The sequence below is a fragment of the Rothia sp. HMSC078H08 genome, from assembly GCF_001808955.1.
Lineage (GTDB): Bacteria > Actinomycetota > Actinomycetes > Actinomycetales > Micrococcaceae > Rothia.
This window is the reverse complement of sequence record NZ_KV795254.1, coordinates 208034-224362: the sequence shown is the minus strand read 5'-3', so window position 1 is coordinate 224362 and position 16329 is coordinate 208034. Positions and strand designations below refer to the sequence as shown.

General features: G+C 60.6%; 13 protein-coding genes. 4 read left to right on the top strand and 9 right to left on the bottom strand.

Annotated features, from left to right (window positions below):
- Positions 1-348 precede the first annotated feature (348 nt).
- The 9 genes from gatB to HMPREF2528_RS04450 all read right to left on the bottom strand — a co-directional run bounded on the left by gatB (position 349) and on the right by HMPREF2528_RS04450 (position 11811).
- Positions 349-1854 carry an Asp-tRNA(Asn)/Glu-tRNA(Gln) amidotransferase subunit GatB gene (gatB, locus tag HMPREF2528_RS04490; RefSeq protein ID WP_070542699.1) on the bottom strand — a complete coding sequence of 502 codons (1506 nt, stop codon included), beginning with the start codon at positions 1852-1854 and terminating at the stop codon, positions 349-351.
- Positions 1854-3458, bottom strand: coding sequence for an Asp-tRNA(Asn)/Glu-tRNA(Gln) amidotransferase subunit GatA (gatA, locus tag HMPREF2528_RS04485; RefSeq protein WP_049338850.1), 1605 nt, complete (start codon positions 3456-3458; stop codon positions 1854-1856). Before gatA ends, gatB begins: the two co-directional genes overlap by 1 nt.
- Before the next feature lie 15 nt (positions 3459-3473).
- Positions 3474-3770, bottom strand: a complete 297-nt coding sequence (gene gatC, locus HMPREF2528_RS04480) for an Asp-tRNA(Asn)/Glu-tRNA(Gln) amidotransferase subunit GatC (protein WP_005507016.1) — start codon at positions 3768-3770, stop codon at positions 3474-3476.
- A 215-nt stretch (positions 3771-3985) separates the two neighbouring features.
- Positions 3986-4756, bottom strand: a complete 771-nt coding sequence (locus HMPREF2528_RS04475; RefSeq protein ID WP_070542695.1) for a transglycosylase family protein — start codon at positions 4754-4756, stop codon at positions 3986-3988.
- 697 nt (positions 4757-5453) lie between these two features.
- Positions 5454-7685 carry an NAD-dependent DNA ligase LigA gene (gene ligA / locus HMPREF2528_RS04470; protein ID WP_070542691.1) on the bottom strand — a complete coding sequence of 744 codons (2232 nt, stop codon included), beginning with the start codon at positions 7683-7685 and terminating at the stop codon, positions 5454-5456.
- A gap of 223 nt (positions 7686-7908) precedes the next feature.
- Positions 7909-8802 carry a PP2C family protein-serine/threonine phosphatase gene (locus tag HMPREF2528_RS04465; RefSeq protein WP_012903977.1) on the bottom strand — a complete coding sequence of 298 codons (894 nt, stop codon included), beginning with the start codon at positions 8800-8802 and terminating at the stop codon, positions 7909-7911.
- Complete coding sequence (locus HMPREF2528_RS04460) at positions 8799-9950, bottom strand: adenylate/guanylate cyclase domain-containing protein (RefSeq protein WP_049355976.1); 1152 nt, start codon at positions 9948-9950, stop codon at positions 8799-8801. The genes HMPREF2528_RS04465 and HMPREF2528_RS04460 overlap by 4 nt, the downstream gene beginning before the upstream one ends.
- A 291-nt stretch (positions 9951-10241) precedes the next feature.
- Positions 10242-10730, bottom strand: a complete 489-nt coding sequence (locus tag HMPREF2528_RS04455; RefSeq protein WP_070507790.1) for a glucose ABC transporter permease — start codon at positions 10728-10730, stop codon at positions 10242-10244.
- A gap of 124 nt (positions 10731-10854) precedes the next feature.
- Positions 10855-11811 carry a biotin--[acetyl-CoA-carboxylase] ligase gene (locus HMPREF2528_RS04450; RefSeq protein WP_070507793.1) on the bottom strand — a complete coding sequence of 319 codons (957 nt, stop codon included), beginning with the start codon at positions 11809-11811 and terminating at the stop codon, positions 10855-10857.
- Between the two features lie 230 nt (positions 11812-12041).
- On the opposite strand from HMPREF2528_RS04450, the gene HMPREF2528_RS04445 reads away from it, so the two are divergent.
- From HMPREF2528_RS04445 to HMPREF2528_RS04430, 4 genes are all read left to right on the top strand, one after another.
- Positions 12042-12323, top strand: a complete 282-nt coding sequence (locus tag HMPREF2528_RS04445) for a YciI family protein (protein WP_005508857.1) — start codon at positions 12042-12044, stop codon at positions 12321-12323.
- Between the two features lie 317 nt (positions 12324-12640).
- The gene (locus HMPREF2528_RS04440; RefSeq protein ID WP_070542688.1) at positions 12641-14242 is read left to right on the top strand and encodes an acyl-CoA carboxylase subunit beta; all 1602 of its coding nucleotides are present in this window, start codon (positions 12641-12643) and stop codon (positions 14240-14242) included.
- Positions 14243-14308: 66 nt separating this feature from the next.
- Positions 14309-14704, top strand: a complete 396-nt coding sequence (locus HMPREF2528_RS04435; protein ID WP_371326308.1) for an acyl-CoA carboxylase subunit epsilon — start codon at positions 14309-14311, stop codon at positions 14702-14704.
- 306 nt (positions 14705-15010) lie between these two features.
- On the top strand, positions 15011-16099 hold the full coding sequence (locus HMPREF2528_RS04430; RefSeq protein WP_070507799.1) for a restriction endonuclease: 1089 nt from the start codon (positions 15011-15013) through the stop codon (positions 16097-16099).
- The last annotated feature ends 230 nt before the right edge of the window (positions 16100-16329 follow it).

Below are 16329 nucleotides of genomic sequence, written 5' to 3'. Positions count from 1 at the left end.
GCACCCGAGAGGGTACCCTGATGTCGCTTCCGGAAGGTGCACCGGCACGCTCCAACCGTGGGGCCGAGAGCGGCTCGCTGAGCGGTCACCCGAGCACCCAACCGGAAAACGCTGCCGCCCCCGCACAGTACCCCAGCGCGGAAAGGCGGTATCGTCCGAACGTGACATCAGGGTGCCCGAAGCGAAGCGAGGGCGGGTGCCCCTGTAGGAACGAGGACGATAACCGCCTTTCCAAGCGGAGCCAGACGGAACGCCGTATCCCAAGCGAAATTAGGGAAAACGAAAGAGGCGCCGCCTCCCACACGGGAGACAGCGCCTCTTTCGTTAGAACCGGGTCAGCGGAAGAGCTTAGCCCTCCACGCCGCACTCGGCCAGAATCAGCTCACGCACGCGGGCGGCATCAGCCTGACCGCGGGTAGCCTTCATGACCTGACCGACGATAGCGCCAGCAGCCTGAACCTTACCGGCACGGATCTTGTCGGCAACGTCGGGCATTGCTGCCAGGGCTTCCTGAACGGCTGCGGTGAGCGCGCCGTCGTCAGAGACCACGGCGAGGCCGCGTGCCTCAACGATTTCGGCGGGGGTGCCTTCACCGGCGAGGACGAACTCGAGCACCTGGCGGGCGATCTTGTCGTTGATCTTGCCTTCGGAGATGAGCGCTTCGAGGGCGACCACGGTTGCGGGCTCCACGCCGAGGGCGGTGAGCTCAACTTCAGCCTGCTTTGCGCGGCGGGCGATCTCGCCCATCCACCACTTGCGGGCGGCTGCTGCGGTTGCGCCTGCGGCGACGGTCTCTTCGATAACGTCGAGTGCGCCAGCGTTGACGACGTCGCGGAACTCTTCGTCGGAGTAGCCCCACTCGCCCTTGAGGCGGCGGCGGCGTTCTGCCGGGGGTTCGGGCAGTTCGGCGCGCAGACGCTCAATCCATTCGCTGTTGGTGACGACCGGTACGAGGTCCGGTTCGGGGAAGTAACGGTAGTCGTCAGCGTCGGACTTGGGGCGGCCCGAGGAGGTTTCGCGGGTGTCTTCGTGCCAGTGGCGGGTCTCCTGGGTGACCTTTTCGCCGCGTTCGAGGATTGCTGCGTGGCGGCGAATCTCGTAGCGGACGGCGCGCTCAACGGAACGGAGGGAGTTCACGTTCTTGGTTTCGGAGCGGGTGCCGAACTTCTCTGCGCCCTTGGGCATGAGGGAGACGTTGGCGTCGCATCGGACGTTACCGCGTTCCATGCGGGCGTCGGAGATGCCGAGGGAGCGTACGATGTCGCGGATTGCGGCAACGTAGGCGCGTGCCAGTTCGGGTGCGCGCTCGCCGGCACCGACGATGGGTCGGGTGACGATCTCGATCAGGGGCACGCCTGCGCGGTTGTAGTCGACCAGGGAGGAGGTTGCACCCTGGATTCGGCCGTCTGCGCCGCCGACGTGGGTGAGCTTGCCTGCGTCTTCTTCCATGTGGGCGCGCTCGATTTCGACGGTGAAGATGGTGCCGTCTTCGAGTTCAACGTCCAGGGAGCCGTTTTCCGCGATGGGGCCGCCAGCCTGGGAGGTCTGGAAGTTCTTCGGGGAGTCCGGGTAGAAGTAGTTCTTGCGGGCGAAGTAGGACTTGTCTGCAATCTCGCAGCCCAGTGCCAGGCCGAGCTTGATGGCGGACTCAACAGCGGTCTTGTTCACCATGGGCAACGCGCCGGGCAGGCCGAGCGATACGGGGGTGACGTTGGTGTTGGGCGTATCGCCGAACTCGTTGGGTGCGGAGTCGAACATCTTGGTCTTGGTGTTCAGTTCGACGTGCACCTCGAAGCCGAGGACCGGGTCGTACTTTTCGATGGCTTCTTCGAAGCTGAGGACTTCTTCACTCATTACTTGGTTCCCCCAAAGTCAAAGTCGCGGATCAGAGTTTCGGTGTCGGGCAGGCTCTTGTAGAGCGGTGCGCCCCATTTTGCGGTGAGCAGTTCTTCCAGTGCTGCGCCGACGCGGTAGAGGCGTGCGTCTTCGCGTGCGGGTGCGGTGAACTGGATGCCGACGGGCAGGTTGTTCTCTTCGGAGAGGCCGCCGGGCAGGGAGAGCGCCGGGACGCCTGCCAGGTTGACGGGCACGGTTGCGACGTCGCCCAGGTACATTGCCATGGGGTCGCCTTCGGTCTTCTCGCCGAGCTTGAACGCGGTGGAGGGCGCGGTCGGGGAGATGAGCACGTCGCACTTTTCGAATGCTGCTGCGTAGTCGCGCTGGATGAGGGTGCGTACGCGCAGTGCGGCGCCGTAGTAGGCGTCGAAGTTACCTGCAGACAGTGCGTAGGTGCCGAGGATGATGCGGCGCTTGACCTCGTGACCGAAACCTGCGGAGCGGGTTGCGGACATGACGCGCTCGATGGTGACGGGGCCGTCTTCGGGTACGACGCGCAGGCCGTAGCGGACGCCGTCGTAGCGTGCCAGGTTGGAGGACACCTCGGAGGACATGATCATGTAGTAGGCGCTGATGGCTTCGGTGACGGAGGGCAGGGAGACCTCGATGATCTCTGCGCCTGCGGCACGCAGCTCTTCGACGGATTCACGGAAGCGTGCGAGGACGCCTGCTTCGAAGCCTTCGCCGTCGCCACCGCCGAGTTCCTTGATGACGCCGATGCGCAGGCCGGAGAGGTCACCCTTGCGTGCGGCTTCTGCGCCTGCTTTGGCTTCTTCAACGAAGTTGCCGGGCTCATCGGGCAGGGAGGTTGCGTCGAGCGGGTCGTGGCCTGCGATTGCTTCGTGGAGCAGTGCGGTGTCCAGGACGGTGCGTGCGACGGGGCCTACCTGGTCGAGGGAGGATGCCATGGCGATGACGCCGTAACGGGAGACGGAGCCGTAGGTGGGCTTGACGCCGACGCTACCGGTCAGCGCTGCGGGCTGGCGGATGGAGCCGCCGGTGTCGGTGCCGAGCGCCAGGGGTGCCTGGAAGGCGGTGACGGCTGCTGCGGAGCCGCCGCCGGAGCCGCCGGGTGCGCGGTCGAGTGCCCAGGGGTTGCGGACTACGCCGAATGCGGAGTGCTCATTGGAGGAGCCCATTGCGAATTCGTCGAGGTTGGTCTTGCCGAGGATGGGCATGCGTGCTTCGCGGACCTTGCGGGTGACGGTGCCGTCGTAGGGGCTCATCCAGCCTTCGAGCATGCGGGATGCTGCGGTGGTGGGCTGGCCCTTGGTGACGATGAGGTCCTTGACGGCGATGGGTACGCCTGCGAGCGGGGGCAGTTCCTTGCCTGCTGCGCGGTCTGCGTCTACTGCTGCTGCGGTGGCGAGTGCTTCTTCGGCGTTGATGTGCAGGAAGGCGTTGAGGCCATTCTTGCCGTCTGCTCGGTTGTCGCTCAGGGGTGCGCCGTCGGTGGCTGCGATGCGGTCCAGGTGTGCCTGGGTGAGCTCGACGGAGGTGATTTCGCCGGATGCGAGCTTTTCTGCTGCTTCTGCGGCGGTGAGCTGGATCAGTTCGTTCACTTGGTTGTTCTCCTCTTAGTCTTCGTCGAGGATTGCCGGCACGCGGAACTTGCCGTCCTGTGCGTCGGGGGCGCCGGAGAGCGCCTCTTCCTGGGTGAGGGTGGTGACGGGTACGTCTTCACGGAAGACGTTCTCGAGGGGGATGGGGTGGCTGGTCGCGGGGATGTCGGCAGTTGCTTTCTGCGACATGGTCTCAACGGATGCGACGATGACGTCCAGCTCAGACGCCATCGCGGTGAGTTCTTCATCGGTCATCTCAATGAGTGCCAGCGATGCCAGGTGCTTTACCTGTTCAAAGGTGATGGCAGACATGGTTCTCCCGTAGTTTGTTTTCTTGTCTCTTCTCTAGTGTAGTGGAGGTTGCGTTTTCCGTCTCATTGGGGGTTGGAGGGTTTACCTGCTGGTTTGTGTGTTCAGGCGGTGTTCTTCTCCCCTGTTTTCGGGTTAAATACTCAACGCCCCGCTCCTCGTATGAGGTGCGGGGCGTTGGGCTACAACGTGTCCACGTTACGCTTGGGGGTTAATCCTTAGGCGGGGATGGTCAGAACCTGGCCGGGGAAGATCAGGTCAACGTTGTAGATGATGTCGGTGTTCGCAGCTGCGATTGCCTGGTAGCCGCCTGCAACGCCGAGCTTTGCAGCGATCAGCGAGAGGGAGTCACCGGGAACCACGGTGTAGGTGCCTGCTGCAGCCTTGGGAGCTGCAGCGGGAGCTGCGGGAGCCTCAACTGCCGGTGCTGCGGCGGGAGCTGCGGGAGCCTCAACTGCTGCGGGTGCCTCAACTGCTACGGGAGCTGCCGGTGCAGCGGGTGCTGCTGCGGGAGCCTCAACTGCTGCGGGTGCAGCCTGAGCTGCAGGAGCTGCGGGTGCAGCCTGTGCCGCGGGTGCGGTGTAGGTCTGCTGGGTCTGCGACTGTGCAGCCACGGTGGTGGTGGGCTCGGTGTAGGTGGGAGCTGCGCCGGTCTTGCCGTAGAGGCCAAGCTTAGCGGAGCATGCGGGCCATGCGCCCCAGCCCTGGATAGCGAGCAGACGCTCGCCAGCCTCGATCTGCTGTGCACGGGTAGCGGTCGCGGGGGAGCCGGACATGCCGACGCCGTTCCAGGACTGCTGGGTGAACTGCAGACCGCCGTAGAAGCCGTTACCGGTGTTGATGGACCAGTTGCCACCGGACTCGCACTGTGCCAGTGCGTCCCAGGTAGCACCGTCTACTGCGTTTGCAGCGGGCATCGACATGGTAGCTGCTACAGCGCCACCGATGGCGAGAGCTGCTGCGGTACGACGAATGGAAGTGTTCTTCATAATGCTCCTTGGGGCCGTCCCCGCTCGTTCCGTCCCCGGAACTCTAGCGCGCTGCCGCTCACCCTTTGATAACGAAGTAGGTTACTCATGTTCTGGCTCTACCATGTGAGCGGCTCTCCACCGATTTCATGTCACCGTGAGCGATTCTGCACTTGTGTGCGGAATCCGGGTGGCACTTCCTCGGTGGGGACGTGCGGTAGAACCGGGCATCGTTTCAAGCATTCCAAGCTTGAAACCACACAGGCGATTCCCTTGCGAGAATCTGTCTGGTCTCAAAGATAACCGAGGTTTTTTATGATTCCAACCTGATTTCAAGTTCACAGTGAACGTCCCGGGTTCTCCCAGGGTTCTTTCAGGTTAAAAGTGCAGGAAACATTAATCAAGACCTAGAACCCCGCGTATCTTAAGGGTTTCACCCCGGAATTTCGGGGTTTTCTAGGGACTTAACCCCGAGTGCACTCCCCCACTGAGCTTTCCGAATCGGGGTGAATGAGCACCACCTTTAAGGGTTTTGAACGGCGTGTAAATATTTTTTAAATATTTCTTCGCTTTGGGAGTGTTTTAAGGCGCTTCCGCCTTAAAAGCTGTGGTAATTACAAATGCCAAAAATTGGCATTCAGGCTCTGAACCACGCGCTTCAGAGCCTGAATGCTCTATATATTGCAGGGGTCAGATTCAGATGACCCCGCTACCGGGCCTACTCCGCGGCGCTCTCGACAGCCTCCGGACCGCTCTCAAGCAGGGCGGTGAAGCCCTCTTCATCCAGCACCTTCAGACCCAGTTGCTGAGCCTTATCCAGCTTCGAGCCGGCGTTCGCGCCAGCAACCACAAAGTGGGTCCTCTTAGACACCGAACCGGATGCCTTACCGCCGCGAGAAATAATGGCTTCCTTCGCACCGTCACGGGTGTAACCGTTCAGCGTGCCGGTCACAACCACGGTCAAGCCCTCCAGGGTGCGTTCCACGGACTCGTCACGAGTATCTTCCATGCGCACACCGGCGGCAGCCCAGGAATCCACCACCTCGGCGTGCCAGTCCTCAGCGAACCACTCAATAATCGAGTCGGCAATCGTGGTGCCCACACCGTCCACAGCGGCAAGGCGTTCACGGTCAGCCTCGCGGATCGCCTGCATCGAACCGAACTCCGCGGCGAGCGCGCGGGCAGCGGTCGGGCCCACGTGGCGAATCGAGAGGGCAACCAGTACGCGCCACAGCGGCTGTTGTTTTGCCTTCTCCAACTCGGCGAAGAGGTTCAGCGTATTCTTCGTGGGCTTCGGCTCGGGGCGTGCCTTGGTCGGCTTGGTGTAGAAGTAGGGCACACGCTCCATCTTTCCGGTGCCCACACCCTTGACCTTCTTCTCACGCTCGATGGTGACCTCGCGCAGGTCCTCAATGTTGAGGCTAAACAGGTGCGCCTCGGTGGTTAGCGGAGGGGTGTCCGGGGTTGCCGGGCTGGTGAGTGCCTTTGCTGCTTCGAAGCCGAGCGCCTCAATATCGAAGGCGCCGCGGCTTGCGGCATAGTACACGCGCTCGGTCAGCTGTGCCGGGCAGGAGCGAGGGTTAGTGCAACGCAGGTCCACGTCGCCTTCCTTGCCGGGGGCAAGGGGCGAGCCGCAGGAGGGGCATTCGCTGGGCATGACGAACTCGCGTTCGGTGCCGTCACGTAGGGCAACCACGGGGGCGACAATCTCGGGGATCACGTCGCCTGCCTTGCGCAGCACCACGGTGTCACCGATGAGCACGCCCTTAGCCTTGACCACGTCCTGGTTGTGCAGAGTGGCTCGTTCCACGGTCGAGCCGGAGACGAACACGGGCTCCATAACACCGTAGGGGGTCACGCGGCCGGTGCGTCCCACGTCCACGCGGATGTCCAGTAGCTTGGTGTGCACCTCTTCGGGCGGGTACTTATACGCCACCGCCCAGCGCGGCACGCGGGAGGTGTAGCCCAGCTGAGCCTGGGTCGCAAAGTCGTTGACCTTAATGACGATGCCGTCGATTTCGTGCACCAGGGAGTGGCGCTGCTCGCCGTACTTGTTAATGAAGTCGAACACCACCTCGGTGTTATCGGCGATTTCGCTGTAGGGGCTCACGGGCAGACCCCAGGAGGCGAGCAGGTCGTAAGTCTCGTACTGAGTGGCAATATCCAGGCCGGTGCGCGAACCGATGCCGTGCACGTACATGCTCAGCGGGCGCGAGGCGGTAATCGCCGCATCCTTCTGGCGCAGCGAGCCTGCCGCGGCGTTACGCGGGTTCGCGAAGGGGTTCTTACCTGCGGCAATCATGGACTCGTTGAGCTTCTCAAAATCAGCGGAAGAGATGAACACCTCGCCGCGGATTTCAATCTCCTCGGGGTGGTTCTCGCCGGTCAGTTGCTGCGGGATGCTCGCAATGGTGCGCACATTGTGGGTGACATCTTCGCCGGTGGTGCCGTCGCCGCGGGTTGCCGCGCGTACGAGGGTACCGTTGCGGTAGAGCAGATTCACCGCCAGGCCGTCAATCTTCAGCTCGGTCAGCCACTGCGGTGCGCCACCGGTGAGGTTCCGGGTGTTCTCTTCGGTCTTGGTCAACCAGGTGCGTAGCTCCTCGAAGGAGAAGACATCCTCGAGGGAGTACATGCGCTGCAGGTGGGTGACGGGTGCGAAGGCCTCGATGGCTTCGCCGCCGACTTCCTGGGTGGGCGAGTCGTTGGCGATGATGAGCGGGTGCTCCGCCTCGATGATTTCGAGGCGGCGGTAGAGCGCATCGTACTCGGCGTCAGAGAGGAAGGGCGCGTCCTCGTTGTAGTAGGCGCGGCGGGCGGCACGAATCTTATCGGTCAGTTCCGCGTACTCGGCGCGCAGGGCCTCGGTAATCTCCACGGAGTTTTCTGCGGGGCTCTCTGCTCGAGTCTCGGCGGGGGCAGTCTGCTGGGTGGTGTTGTTCTCAGTCACCCGTCCAGTCTAGCGTTTTTGATCCGCCTCTCCCCTATCGCTCGTCATATTGGCAGGTTCCGCGAGCGCGAACGATGAGGCAAACGATGAGGCAAGAGTGCCGTAGCCACTTACCGGATTGCGCTTCCTTAGTTTCTGTGCGCGGATACAGTTCACCCCCGCCTCCTGCAGGCACTCGCGCGAGTACCTGTAGAGGGCGGGGGTGAATCACAAGGTATGAAGTTTAGGCTTCGACAGCGTCGGCAACAATCACGGTAATGTTGTCGCGGCCGCCGGAACGCAGCGCCTCGTGCTGGAGCACGTCAGCGGCGTCCTGCGGGTGGCGGATCGAGGTGAGTACACGCGCCATGTATTCGTGCGAAAGCTCACCGGAAAGACCATCGGAGCAGAGCATCAGGCGGTCACCGGCGCGGGCGGGCAGAACCCAGAAGTCCGGTTCCCAGTAGTTGCCGGTACCCAGCGCGCGGGTAATCACGTTGCGGCGCGGGTGGGTCAGCGCCTCCAGGGCGGTAATCTGACCCTCGTCAACCAGGTACTGCACCTCGGAGTGGTCAGTGGTGACCTGCTCCAGCGAGGCGGCCCCTTCAGCGCCGGGCAGCTTCTCCATGGCGGAGTGGTGAATACCCTCGTCCTCACGCAGCAGGCGGTAGGTTCGGGAGTCACCCACGTTGAAAATAACCCACAGGTTACGGTCACCGATGCTGGTCAGCCAGGCGCCGGTGACGGTCGTGCCGCCGGCGCGGGAGAGCGCCTGCTTAATTTCTTCGTTGGTTTCGCCAAGGATATCGTGCAGGCGGTTCAGGGTGCCCACGATTTCATTGTTAAGCAGGGTGTTTGCGCGGCGACGGCGCTTGGCGGGGTCGGATTCGTCAATGGCGGCGAGGCGTTCAGCGTAGGCCTGCTGCTCCTCTTCGCTACGGCCACCGGGCATGGTGAAGAAGGGCGAGTAGGCAAGCTGACGCACGCACAGACGCGATGCTACTTCGCCGGCTTCGTGGCCTCCCATGCCGTCCGCGACCACGCAAAGGGAACCGGCGACGACCATCGAATCTTCGTTATTTTCTCGATGTGCGCCGCGGTGCGTTGCACCACCGGTACGTAGTTTCAGTTCAGTCATGAGAGGTCTATCTCCATTGTGTAGTTCGCGCGACGAGTCACCGCCACGGGGTCTACGTTACCAAAGCTTCTAACGTTTCGCGTCCCTTGAGAGGTGAGAGTATAGCGATTTCCCACCTGTCGGAGCGTGTTTGCTGTCTCATTATCGGTCAGCACGGTACCCGGTTCAGCGAGGGAGACCAGGCGCGCAGCCAGGTTCACGCTGGAGCCGTACACGTCGCCGCGGTTAGCCAGAACCTCGCCCCAAATGAAGGCGACGCGGGCTTCCGGTAGCTGCGGGTCGGCGCCGATCTTTTCGGAGAGCTGCAGGCTAATTTCTGCGATAGTGTCCGGGGTTTCGGTGAGGAAGAAGACTTCGTCACCGAGGGTCTTGATAATGCGACCGCCCAGGGGTGCGATGACGTCCAGGCAGCTCTGCTCAAAGTGGTTGATGAGCTGAGAAAGAGCCGCGGCGTCCAGGTTACGCACCAGGGAGGTATAGGAAACCAGGTCAACGAACCCTACGCCTCGCACCAGGGGCAGGCGGGAAAGTCCGGAGGTGGTCACGTTGTTTTCGCGCAATCCCAGGCGCAGGATTCCGGCGTACATCTGGCGACGGTATGCGTAGAGCGCCAGACGCTCGAGAACCTCGAGGTAACGCGGGAAGTCTTTGAGGAGCTTGCGGCGGGCATCATTATCGCTGAGGTTTTCGGTGACCATAATGTTGTGCACGAGCGCCTCAATCTGCCAGGCGACGGTACGGTCGGTCAGTTGACCTTCAGCGCGCACGAGGGATGCCACATATTCCATACGAATGTCGCCTTCTGCGTCCAACTTCTGCAGGTCGGCGAGCATCTGCACGTCTGTTTCAGTGAAGTAGGGCGAGTGGTTGGGGATTGTCGGGAAGCCCACATTGTGCCAGATACGCTGGGCGGTTTCGAGGGGAAGTCCGGCGCACTCTGCAGCTTCTACGGGGGTGTAGCGGCGACCCTGTCCCAGGAGCGACTTTTCGAGGGCTCGAATCCCTGCCTTGGATTCCTCGTCGCGGTAGATATTGTTCTGGGCGAGGTTCTGCAGAATTTTGAGGTTCAGCATTTGGGTTTCGGGGCCCATGGTGGCGCCGGTACCCTGCGGAGAGTGCGCAGGTTCATGGTGGTCTGCCGTGCTCATTGCCGCTGCCGCTCCTTTCATATCTGCCGGATTATCTGTTCTGTCGTGCGGATGCGCTGGCGTGTGCCGTGCGTCGATTGTGCACTGCTTCACTGTATAGCGCCTTGTTAATATACCCCCCACTGCGGTGTTTTGGGCGTCAAAGCGCCCGCACCCAAAGATATTTTAGTGGAGTAATTCACATTTAAGAATACTCTAATCCGCATTTTTTCGGCAGATTTAGGCGCCGGGTTAGGCTCCGAGCCAACCGGTCCACCCTCCTTATAGTGGGCGGACGCACCCCAGAGAGGGCTAGATATAGCGGGAACGCAGGGCGTAGTAGTCGCGTCGAGCGGATTTAATTTCTTTTTCAAAACGCTTGGGTTCAGGCACATAGGTCAGACGGTGATGCGCTCCGCGGCAGACCACATACACGGACCCATAGCCCAACCAGGCACCCGGGCCACGCTGTTTTGCCCAGCGCTCGCCCATGGAATCCAGGTAGAGGGATTCGTCTCCGCTACGGGTCATCACACCGCGGCGCACTACGAGCCGATGGGTGGTCAGCAGGTAGTAGGTGGTAACCCACCGCCAGGCAGTACGCACAGCACCAAGCAGGGCACCCACCGCACACATCGTGCCGAGAGTCCACAGAATCGGTGAGGACCGTGCCGTGGAGGCAAAGGTTGAGGCGGCGATAGCAACCAGCAGGTAGGCGAGCGCGGGCAGCAGAGCACCGTAGTGCTGTCGGGTGGCGATGATGACATGCTCACCGGGGTTGAGTTTTCCGCGCAGGCGCATGGTGTTCCTTAGCTGTGCTGGTGGGTGTGTACCGGATTAGAGGCGCCGGTTTGAGGTGGTGCGGGCGTATTCAGTGTTGCTGTGCCGGGCAAAATTTTATGGGCAGAAACTTTATAGGTTGGTTCTAGTGTGCCTGCTGAAAATCTCCGTAGCTACCGTTGGCGGGGCGAAGATGCTCAATATCGCCCACCGCGTAGGGCTCTATGGTTCCGTCCTCGCGGCGAATGAGGATGCGCCCCTGCGCATCGAGGTCTTCGGCAATGCCATCTACGGTGCTTCCGTCGGGCAGGCTCATGCGCACGCTGGCTCCGAGGGTTGCGGTGGAGGCGCGTGCCTGGTCGAGCAGGCTGATGCTCTGTGGGTTGAGGGGGTCGGGGTTGAGGGGGTCGGGGCGTTCGGGGTCACCACCGGCGCGCACGAAGGCGCGGTAGCGGCGGGCGAAGATGCCGAGCAGTCGGGCGAGCACCTCGGAGGAGTCGATGACCTGCCCGGTGCACAGGCTCAGGCTGGTGGCAGTGGGTACGGGCAGCTGTTCGGCGGACATGTTCGTGTTCTGGCCGATGCCCACAATGATGCTGCGCTGCCCCTCGGTGGAGCCGCTTTCGGGAACGAGCTGGGCGAGAATTCCGCACCCCTTAGCGCCCTGCGCGATGACGTCGTTGGGCCATTTGAGGGCGGCATCCACGCCGTAGCTGCGCCAAATATCGACCACGCTGAGCCCGGCGATGAGGGTCATCCAGTGGTAGCTGCCTTCGGGGAGTTCTCGGGCGAGCGGGTCTGCGGAGGCGTGCGGGCGCACCACGATACTCGCGGCGAGGCAGGCTCCGGGAGGGGCAGTCCAGGCTCGGGCGAGGCGGCCGCGTCCGGCGCTTTGGTAGAGGCTGGCGTAGACGGAGAGCTCACCGAGCTGTTCGCGTTCGGGGTCCGTGCCGTCCATAAGTAGCTCGCGGGCGCGGGTGGTGGTGGAGTCGACTTCATCGTAGAGGTTTACGCTGGAGTAGCCCGCGTCCAGCGCCACGGTGCGGATGCGCGGCGCATCCAAAACCGAATGATCACTCTCGTTATGCATGTTTTCAGCCATAGCCTGCACCTTTCTGTCCTACCTCAATCAGTCCTGCAATTCGCAGACCCGCTATCAACCTGCCGCCGTAATCTGCCGGTTTCTACCGAGTCGCACTGATTTCTCACCATACCAATTTCTTGCCGCCGGTGATGCCCACCGGCACCCGAGACGGTACATTAGACAGTGAGGGTGCATCAAGCACCGACCGGCCGCGGAGGTTCCTCCGCCCTGCTCGAAAGAAGACCGCTATGGCTTATTACGCAATTACTTACGTTTACGCAGCTCCCGAGGAGCAGGCGAAGTACCGTCCGGCTCACCGCGAGTACCTTGGTTCGCAGATTGAGGCGGGCAACCTGATTGTTTCCGGTCCCCTGCTGGATGGCGAGACCCCCGCCGGCGCTCTGCTGATTGCAAAGGTTGACTCCGCTGAGGCTGCCGAGAAGATTGTGGCTAACGACCCGATGAACATTGGTGGCGCGGTTCTGTCTCACACCGTCACCGAGTGGAACCCGGTCCTGGGCACCATCTAAGCGTCATTTCACGTTGAAAGCTTGAACGTAGACCCCCTTCCGCAGGCAAGGATTGCCGAGGCGGAAGGGGGGTTTTCTGTGCTCTTTTGAGCGGTTCTTTCGCGCTTTTCGTTCACTGTATGCACCTTCTTGGGTGCTGGGTGCATAAAAGTGTATCTAGTGTTGATATTCTGGCTTCTCACCTGGCATATGTGCCCTAGTTCGCACTATAGTTGAGGGATATGCACATTGTTCAAGAGTGCTCTTCGGGGCCTTCTGAACAACCATCACCGCAACCACTGGCTCCCGACAATCGGGTGGAGCAGGAACGAGGAATAATGTCCGAGAACCTCCAGCAGGATTTTGACTTGAGCACCACCGCCGGTAAGCTCGCTGATTTTTATGCACGTCGAGAGCGCAGCTTCGCGCCCAGCGGTGAGGCAGCTATTGAGAAGCAGCACGCACGCGGCAAGAACACCGCCCGCGAGCGCATCGATATGCTTCTGGACGAGGGTTCTTTCGTAGAGTTTGATGCACTCGCCCGCCACCGCACCACCGCATTCGGCATGGAGGCGAAGAAGCCTCTGGGTGACGGCCTGGTCTCCGGTTACGGCACCGTGGATGGTCGCCTGGTTGCCGTGTATTCGCAGGATTTCACCGTCTACGGTGGTTCTCTCTCGCAAGTGAACGGCGAGAAGATTGTGAAGGTGCAGAAGTTCGCTCTGAAGAACGGCTGCCCGGTTATCGGCATTAACGATGGTGGTGGCGCCCGTATTCAGGAGGGCGTGGCTTCCCTGGCGATGTTTGCCGATATTTTCCGCATGAACGTGCGCGCCTCCGGTGTGGTTCCGCAGATTTCTGTCATTATGGGCCCCTGCGCTGGCGGTGCCGCTTACTCCCCCGCTCTGACTGACTACATCATCATGGTGGATAAGACCTCGCACATGTTCATTACCGGCCCGGACGTCATTAAGACCGTGACCGGTGAGGATGTGGACATGGAGACCCTCGGTGGTGCGCGTCAGCACAACTCGGTGACCGGTACCAGCACCTACCTGGCTGAGGACGAGGAAGACGCTTTCGACTTTGTGCGTGAGCTCCTCGAGTTCCTGCCCTCGAATAACCTTGCAGAGTCCCTGCCCCTGGAGCATGACCAGGAGCCCGTGGTAACCGTAGACGATTTGGATTTGGATACTCTCATCCCGGATTCGGCAAACCAGCCTTATGACATGCGCGCGGTCATTGAGTCCGTGGTCGATGACGGCCACTTCCTGGAGATGCAGGCGCTGTACGCCCCGAACGTGATGATTGGTTACGCCCGCGTTGAGGGCCGCACGGTCGGTATTGTGGCGAACCAGCCGATGCAGTTCGCCGGCTGCCTGGACATTTCTGCATCCGAGAAGGCTGCCCGTTTTGTGCGCCATTGCGATGCGTTCAACATTCCGATTCTGACTTTTGTGGATGTTCCCGGCTTCTTGCCCGGTACCGATCAGGAGTTCAACGGCATTATTCGCCGCGGCGCTAAGCTACTCTACGCTTATGCGGAGGCGACCGTTCCGCTGGTTACCGTCATTACCCGTAAGGCGTACGGCGGTGCGTACATTGTGATGGGTTCGAAGAAGCTGGGTGCCGATATTAACCTGGCATGGCCCACCGCTCAGATTGGTGTGATGGGTGCTCAGGGTGCGGTGAATATTCTGTACCGTCGTGAGTTGGCTGCTCTGGCGGCTGAGGGTGGCGATGTTGAGGCTCGCCGCGCTGAGCTGATCGCCAAGTATGAGGAAGAGCTGCTGAACCCGTACCAGGCTGCCGAGTTGGGGTACATTGACGAGGTTATTGCCCCGAGTGAGACTCGCGTGCGCATTATTTCTTCGCTGCGTGCCCTGCACGATAAGCGTGCGGCTACCCCGGCGAAGAAGCACGGCAACATCCCACTGTAGGCTTCCGCTGTGCCCACGCCGCTTGTGGCGCAGGCATCCCCAGGATTTTAGGTTTTCTAAGGAGGCGTGCCTTTGGCAGGCTACAACCCGCTGAGTTATTTCTCATTCGGTAAAAAGAAGGATAGTTCGGAGGTTGCTGAGAGCCCCGAGCAGCTTGAGCGTAGCTCCGCACGTTCTTCTGCGCACGCGGATACCGCATCCAGCGCCGCGAAGGATTCTGCTCAGTCTTCGGTAGATACTGACGCTGAACAGGAGCCGCTGCTGAAGGTGGTCAAGGGCTCCCCCACCCCGGAGGAGATTGCCGCGCTGACCGCCGTGGTGGCGATGATGCAGGCGAGCGCCGCGAAGCAGGAGCAGAACTCGCTGGTGGGTGCGGCATCGCGTCTGCTGAACCGCGGTCAGCGCCTGGGTGTTTCGTTGCGTCCCGGCCCCGGTTCGTGGAGGCGCGCTCGCCCCATGTAATGATGTAATGCGGGCTGCTAACTATGCTTCTTATATTCCCGTCACGCCAGCCGGTGTGACGGGAATATATTGTTTTGCCTCAAATTCAAGATTTATATTGCGTTATTGAACATCTAATGCGCTGGTTCTTGCGGTTTTGTCATATTAGAAACGATAAAGCGATGATGATACGCCCTGATGCTACGATGTATATACCATCACAATAGTGTTAGTAAATTGGCAGGGACCATGGCAAAGATGCTGAATAAAAACCATAGGCCCCCACCGGATGTCTATATCACGCTTCTGTTGCCGACGCTACGGCGCTTGTCGAAGACTGTGCCCCGCACCGCCGCCTATGTTAGCGAGCAGTTGCGGCAGCAGACTAAGGCATTGGGGTCGAAGAAGAACCTACCGGCTCTTGAATCCACCGATTTTGCGGTGGCTGTGCGTACCACCTTGAAAATCTTGGTGGCACTTCGTTATGCCCAGCTTATGCCTCGTTTGACCCCGTGGGAGAAGAGGAAGTACCTGCTCACTCCCCTGGGCGCCGAGCTGACCTGCACCCCGCATCTGCACGGTTCGGTGCCGCCGCGTGTGGTGAAGCAGGTGCAGGCGTTGTGCTCTCAGAGTTTGACGGCAAAAAGCGTGAAGAAGCTGAAGAAGCAGGCGAACGCGCTACTGGAGAATGCGCAGGAGGAGCATCGCCTCATTTTTGGCACTCCTGATACCGGCGTCCTTCATGCTCTGCCGCATTTCTCAGGCGCTGATCATGCTGATGCCGCCACCGCTGCTTATGAGGCAACCGGCGCGGCGCATCTTGCGCATGCTTTGAATTCTGCGGAGGCTGCGGGGTCCTGGCCCGCCGGTCAGTCACCTCTGGATATTATTTTGCGTGCCAGCGATTCGCCGGTGATTCACGCTCAGGCTGAGTTCGCGGAGCATTTTACGCAGGATTTGATTCAGCATATTCACGCGGTGACGCCAGAATATTTTGAGCAGATTGTTGCCGATATTTTTACGGCTCTTGGTTTTAACACCGAGGTAACCGGCGGTGCTGATGATAAGGGTGTTGACGTTATTGCCCGCTATTCTGATGGCCTGGATTTCGCGCCGATTTATATTCAGGTGAAGCATTATTGCGGAACTATGAAGGTCACCCCCAACGAGATTCAGAAGCTTGCCGGTGCAGTGCTTCTGCACGGCGGCCTGCAGGGTGTTTTGGTGACCTGCGGTGCTTTTGCGCATCCGGTTCCCGAGTATTTGCAGGGTTTGCCCGGCGCTCGCAATATTGCGCTGGTTGATCGACACCAGTTGGTGGAGCTGATGATTCGTCACCGTGTGGGTGTTCTTGATGGTGAGGGCGAGTGCGGTTACCGCATTGACGAGGAGTATTTTGCCCGCGGCTTGGAGTAGCCGGGGTGTTTCTGGGGCGAGTTATTTCTCTCCGAATATCTCTGGCCTTCATGCATTTCCCACGTCATTTCACTTAATGTATTTTCACTTTTCCTTGAGGATATTTTTCACATATCGGCTGGTTTTAGAAATCTAGGTTATTTCTCGAACCAGCCGATACAATAATGAAGGTAATGCGTTATATATTCTTCGCATTATTTCACGAAGTGAATATACCCGTGACGGTCTAG

Coding starts and splice junctions, on each gene's coding strand:
- HMPREF2528_RS04440 (WP_070542688.1), top strand. CDS start 12,641: ATGTCCGAGAACCTCCAGCAGGATTTTGACTTGAGCACCACCGCCGGT.
- HMPREF2528_RS04450 (WP_070507793.1), bottom strand. CDS start 11,811: ATGGCTGAAAACATGCATAACGAGAGTGATCATTCGGTTTTGGATGCG.
- gatB (WP_070542699.1), bottom strand. CDS start 1,854: ATGAGTGAAGAAGTCCTCAGCTTCGAAGAAGCCATCGAAAAGTACGAC.
- HMPREF2528_RS04455 (WP_070507790.1), bottom strand. CDS start 10,730: ATGCGCCTGCGCGGAAAACTCAACCCCGGTGAGCATGTCATCATCGCC.
- HMPREF2528_RS04460 (WP_049355976.1), bottom strand. CDS start 9,950: ATGAGCACGGCAGACCACCATGAACCTGCGCACTCTCCGCAGGGTACC.
- HMPREF2528_RS04445 (WP_005508857.1), top strand. CDS start 12,042: ATGGCTTATTACGCAATTACTTACGTTTACGCAGCTCCCGAGGAGCAG.
- HMPREF2528_RS04465 (WP_012903977.1), bottom strand. CDS start 8,802: ATGACTGAACTGAAACTACGTACCGGTGGTGCAACGCACCGCGGCGCA.
- HMPREF2528_RS04475 (WP_070542695.1), bottom strand. CDS start 4,756: ATGAAGAACACTTCCATTCGTCGTACCGCAGCAGCTCTCGCCATCGGT.
- gatC (WP_005507016.1), bottom strand. CDS start 3,770: ATGTCTGCCATCACCTTTGAACAGGTAAAGCACCTGGCATCGCTGGCA.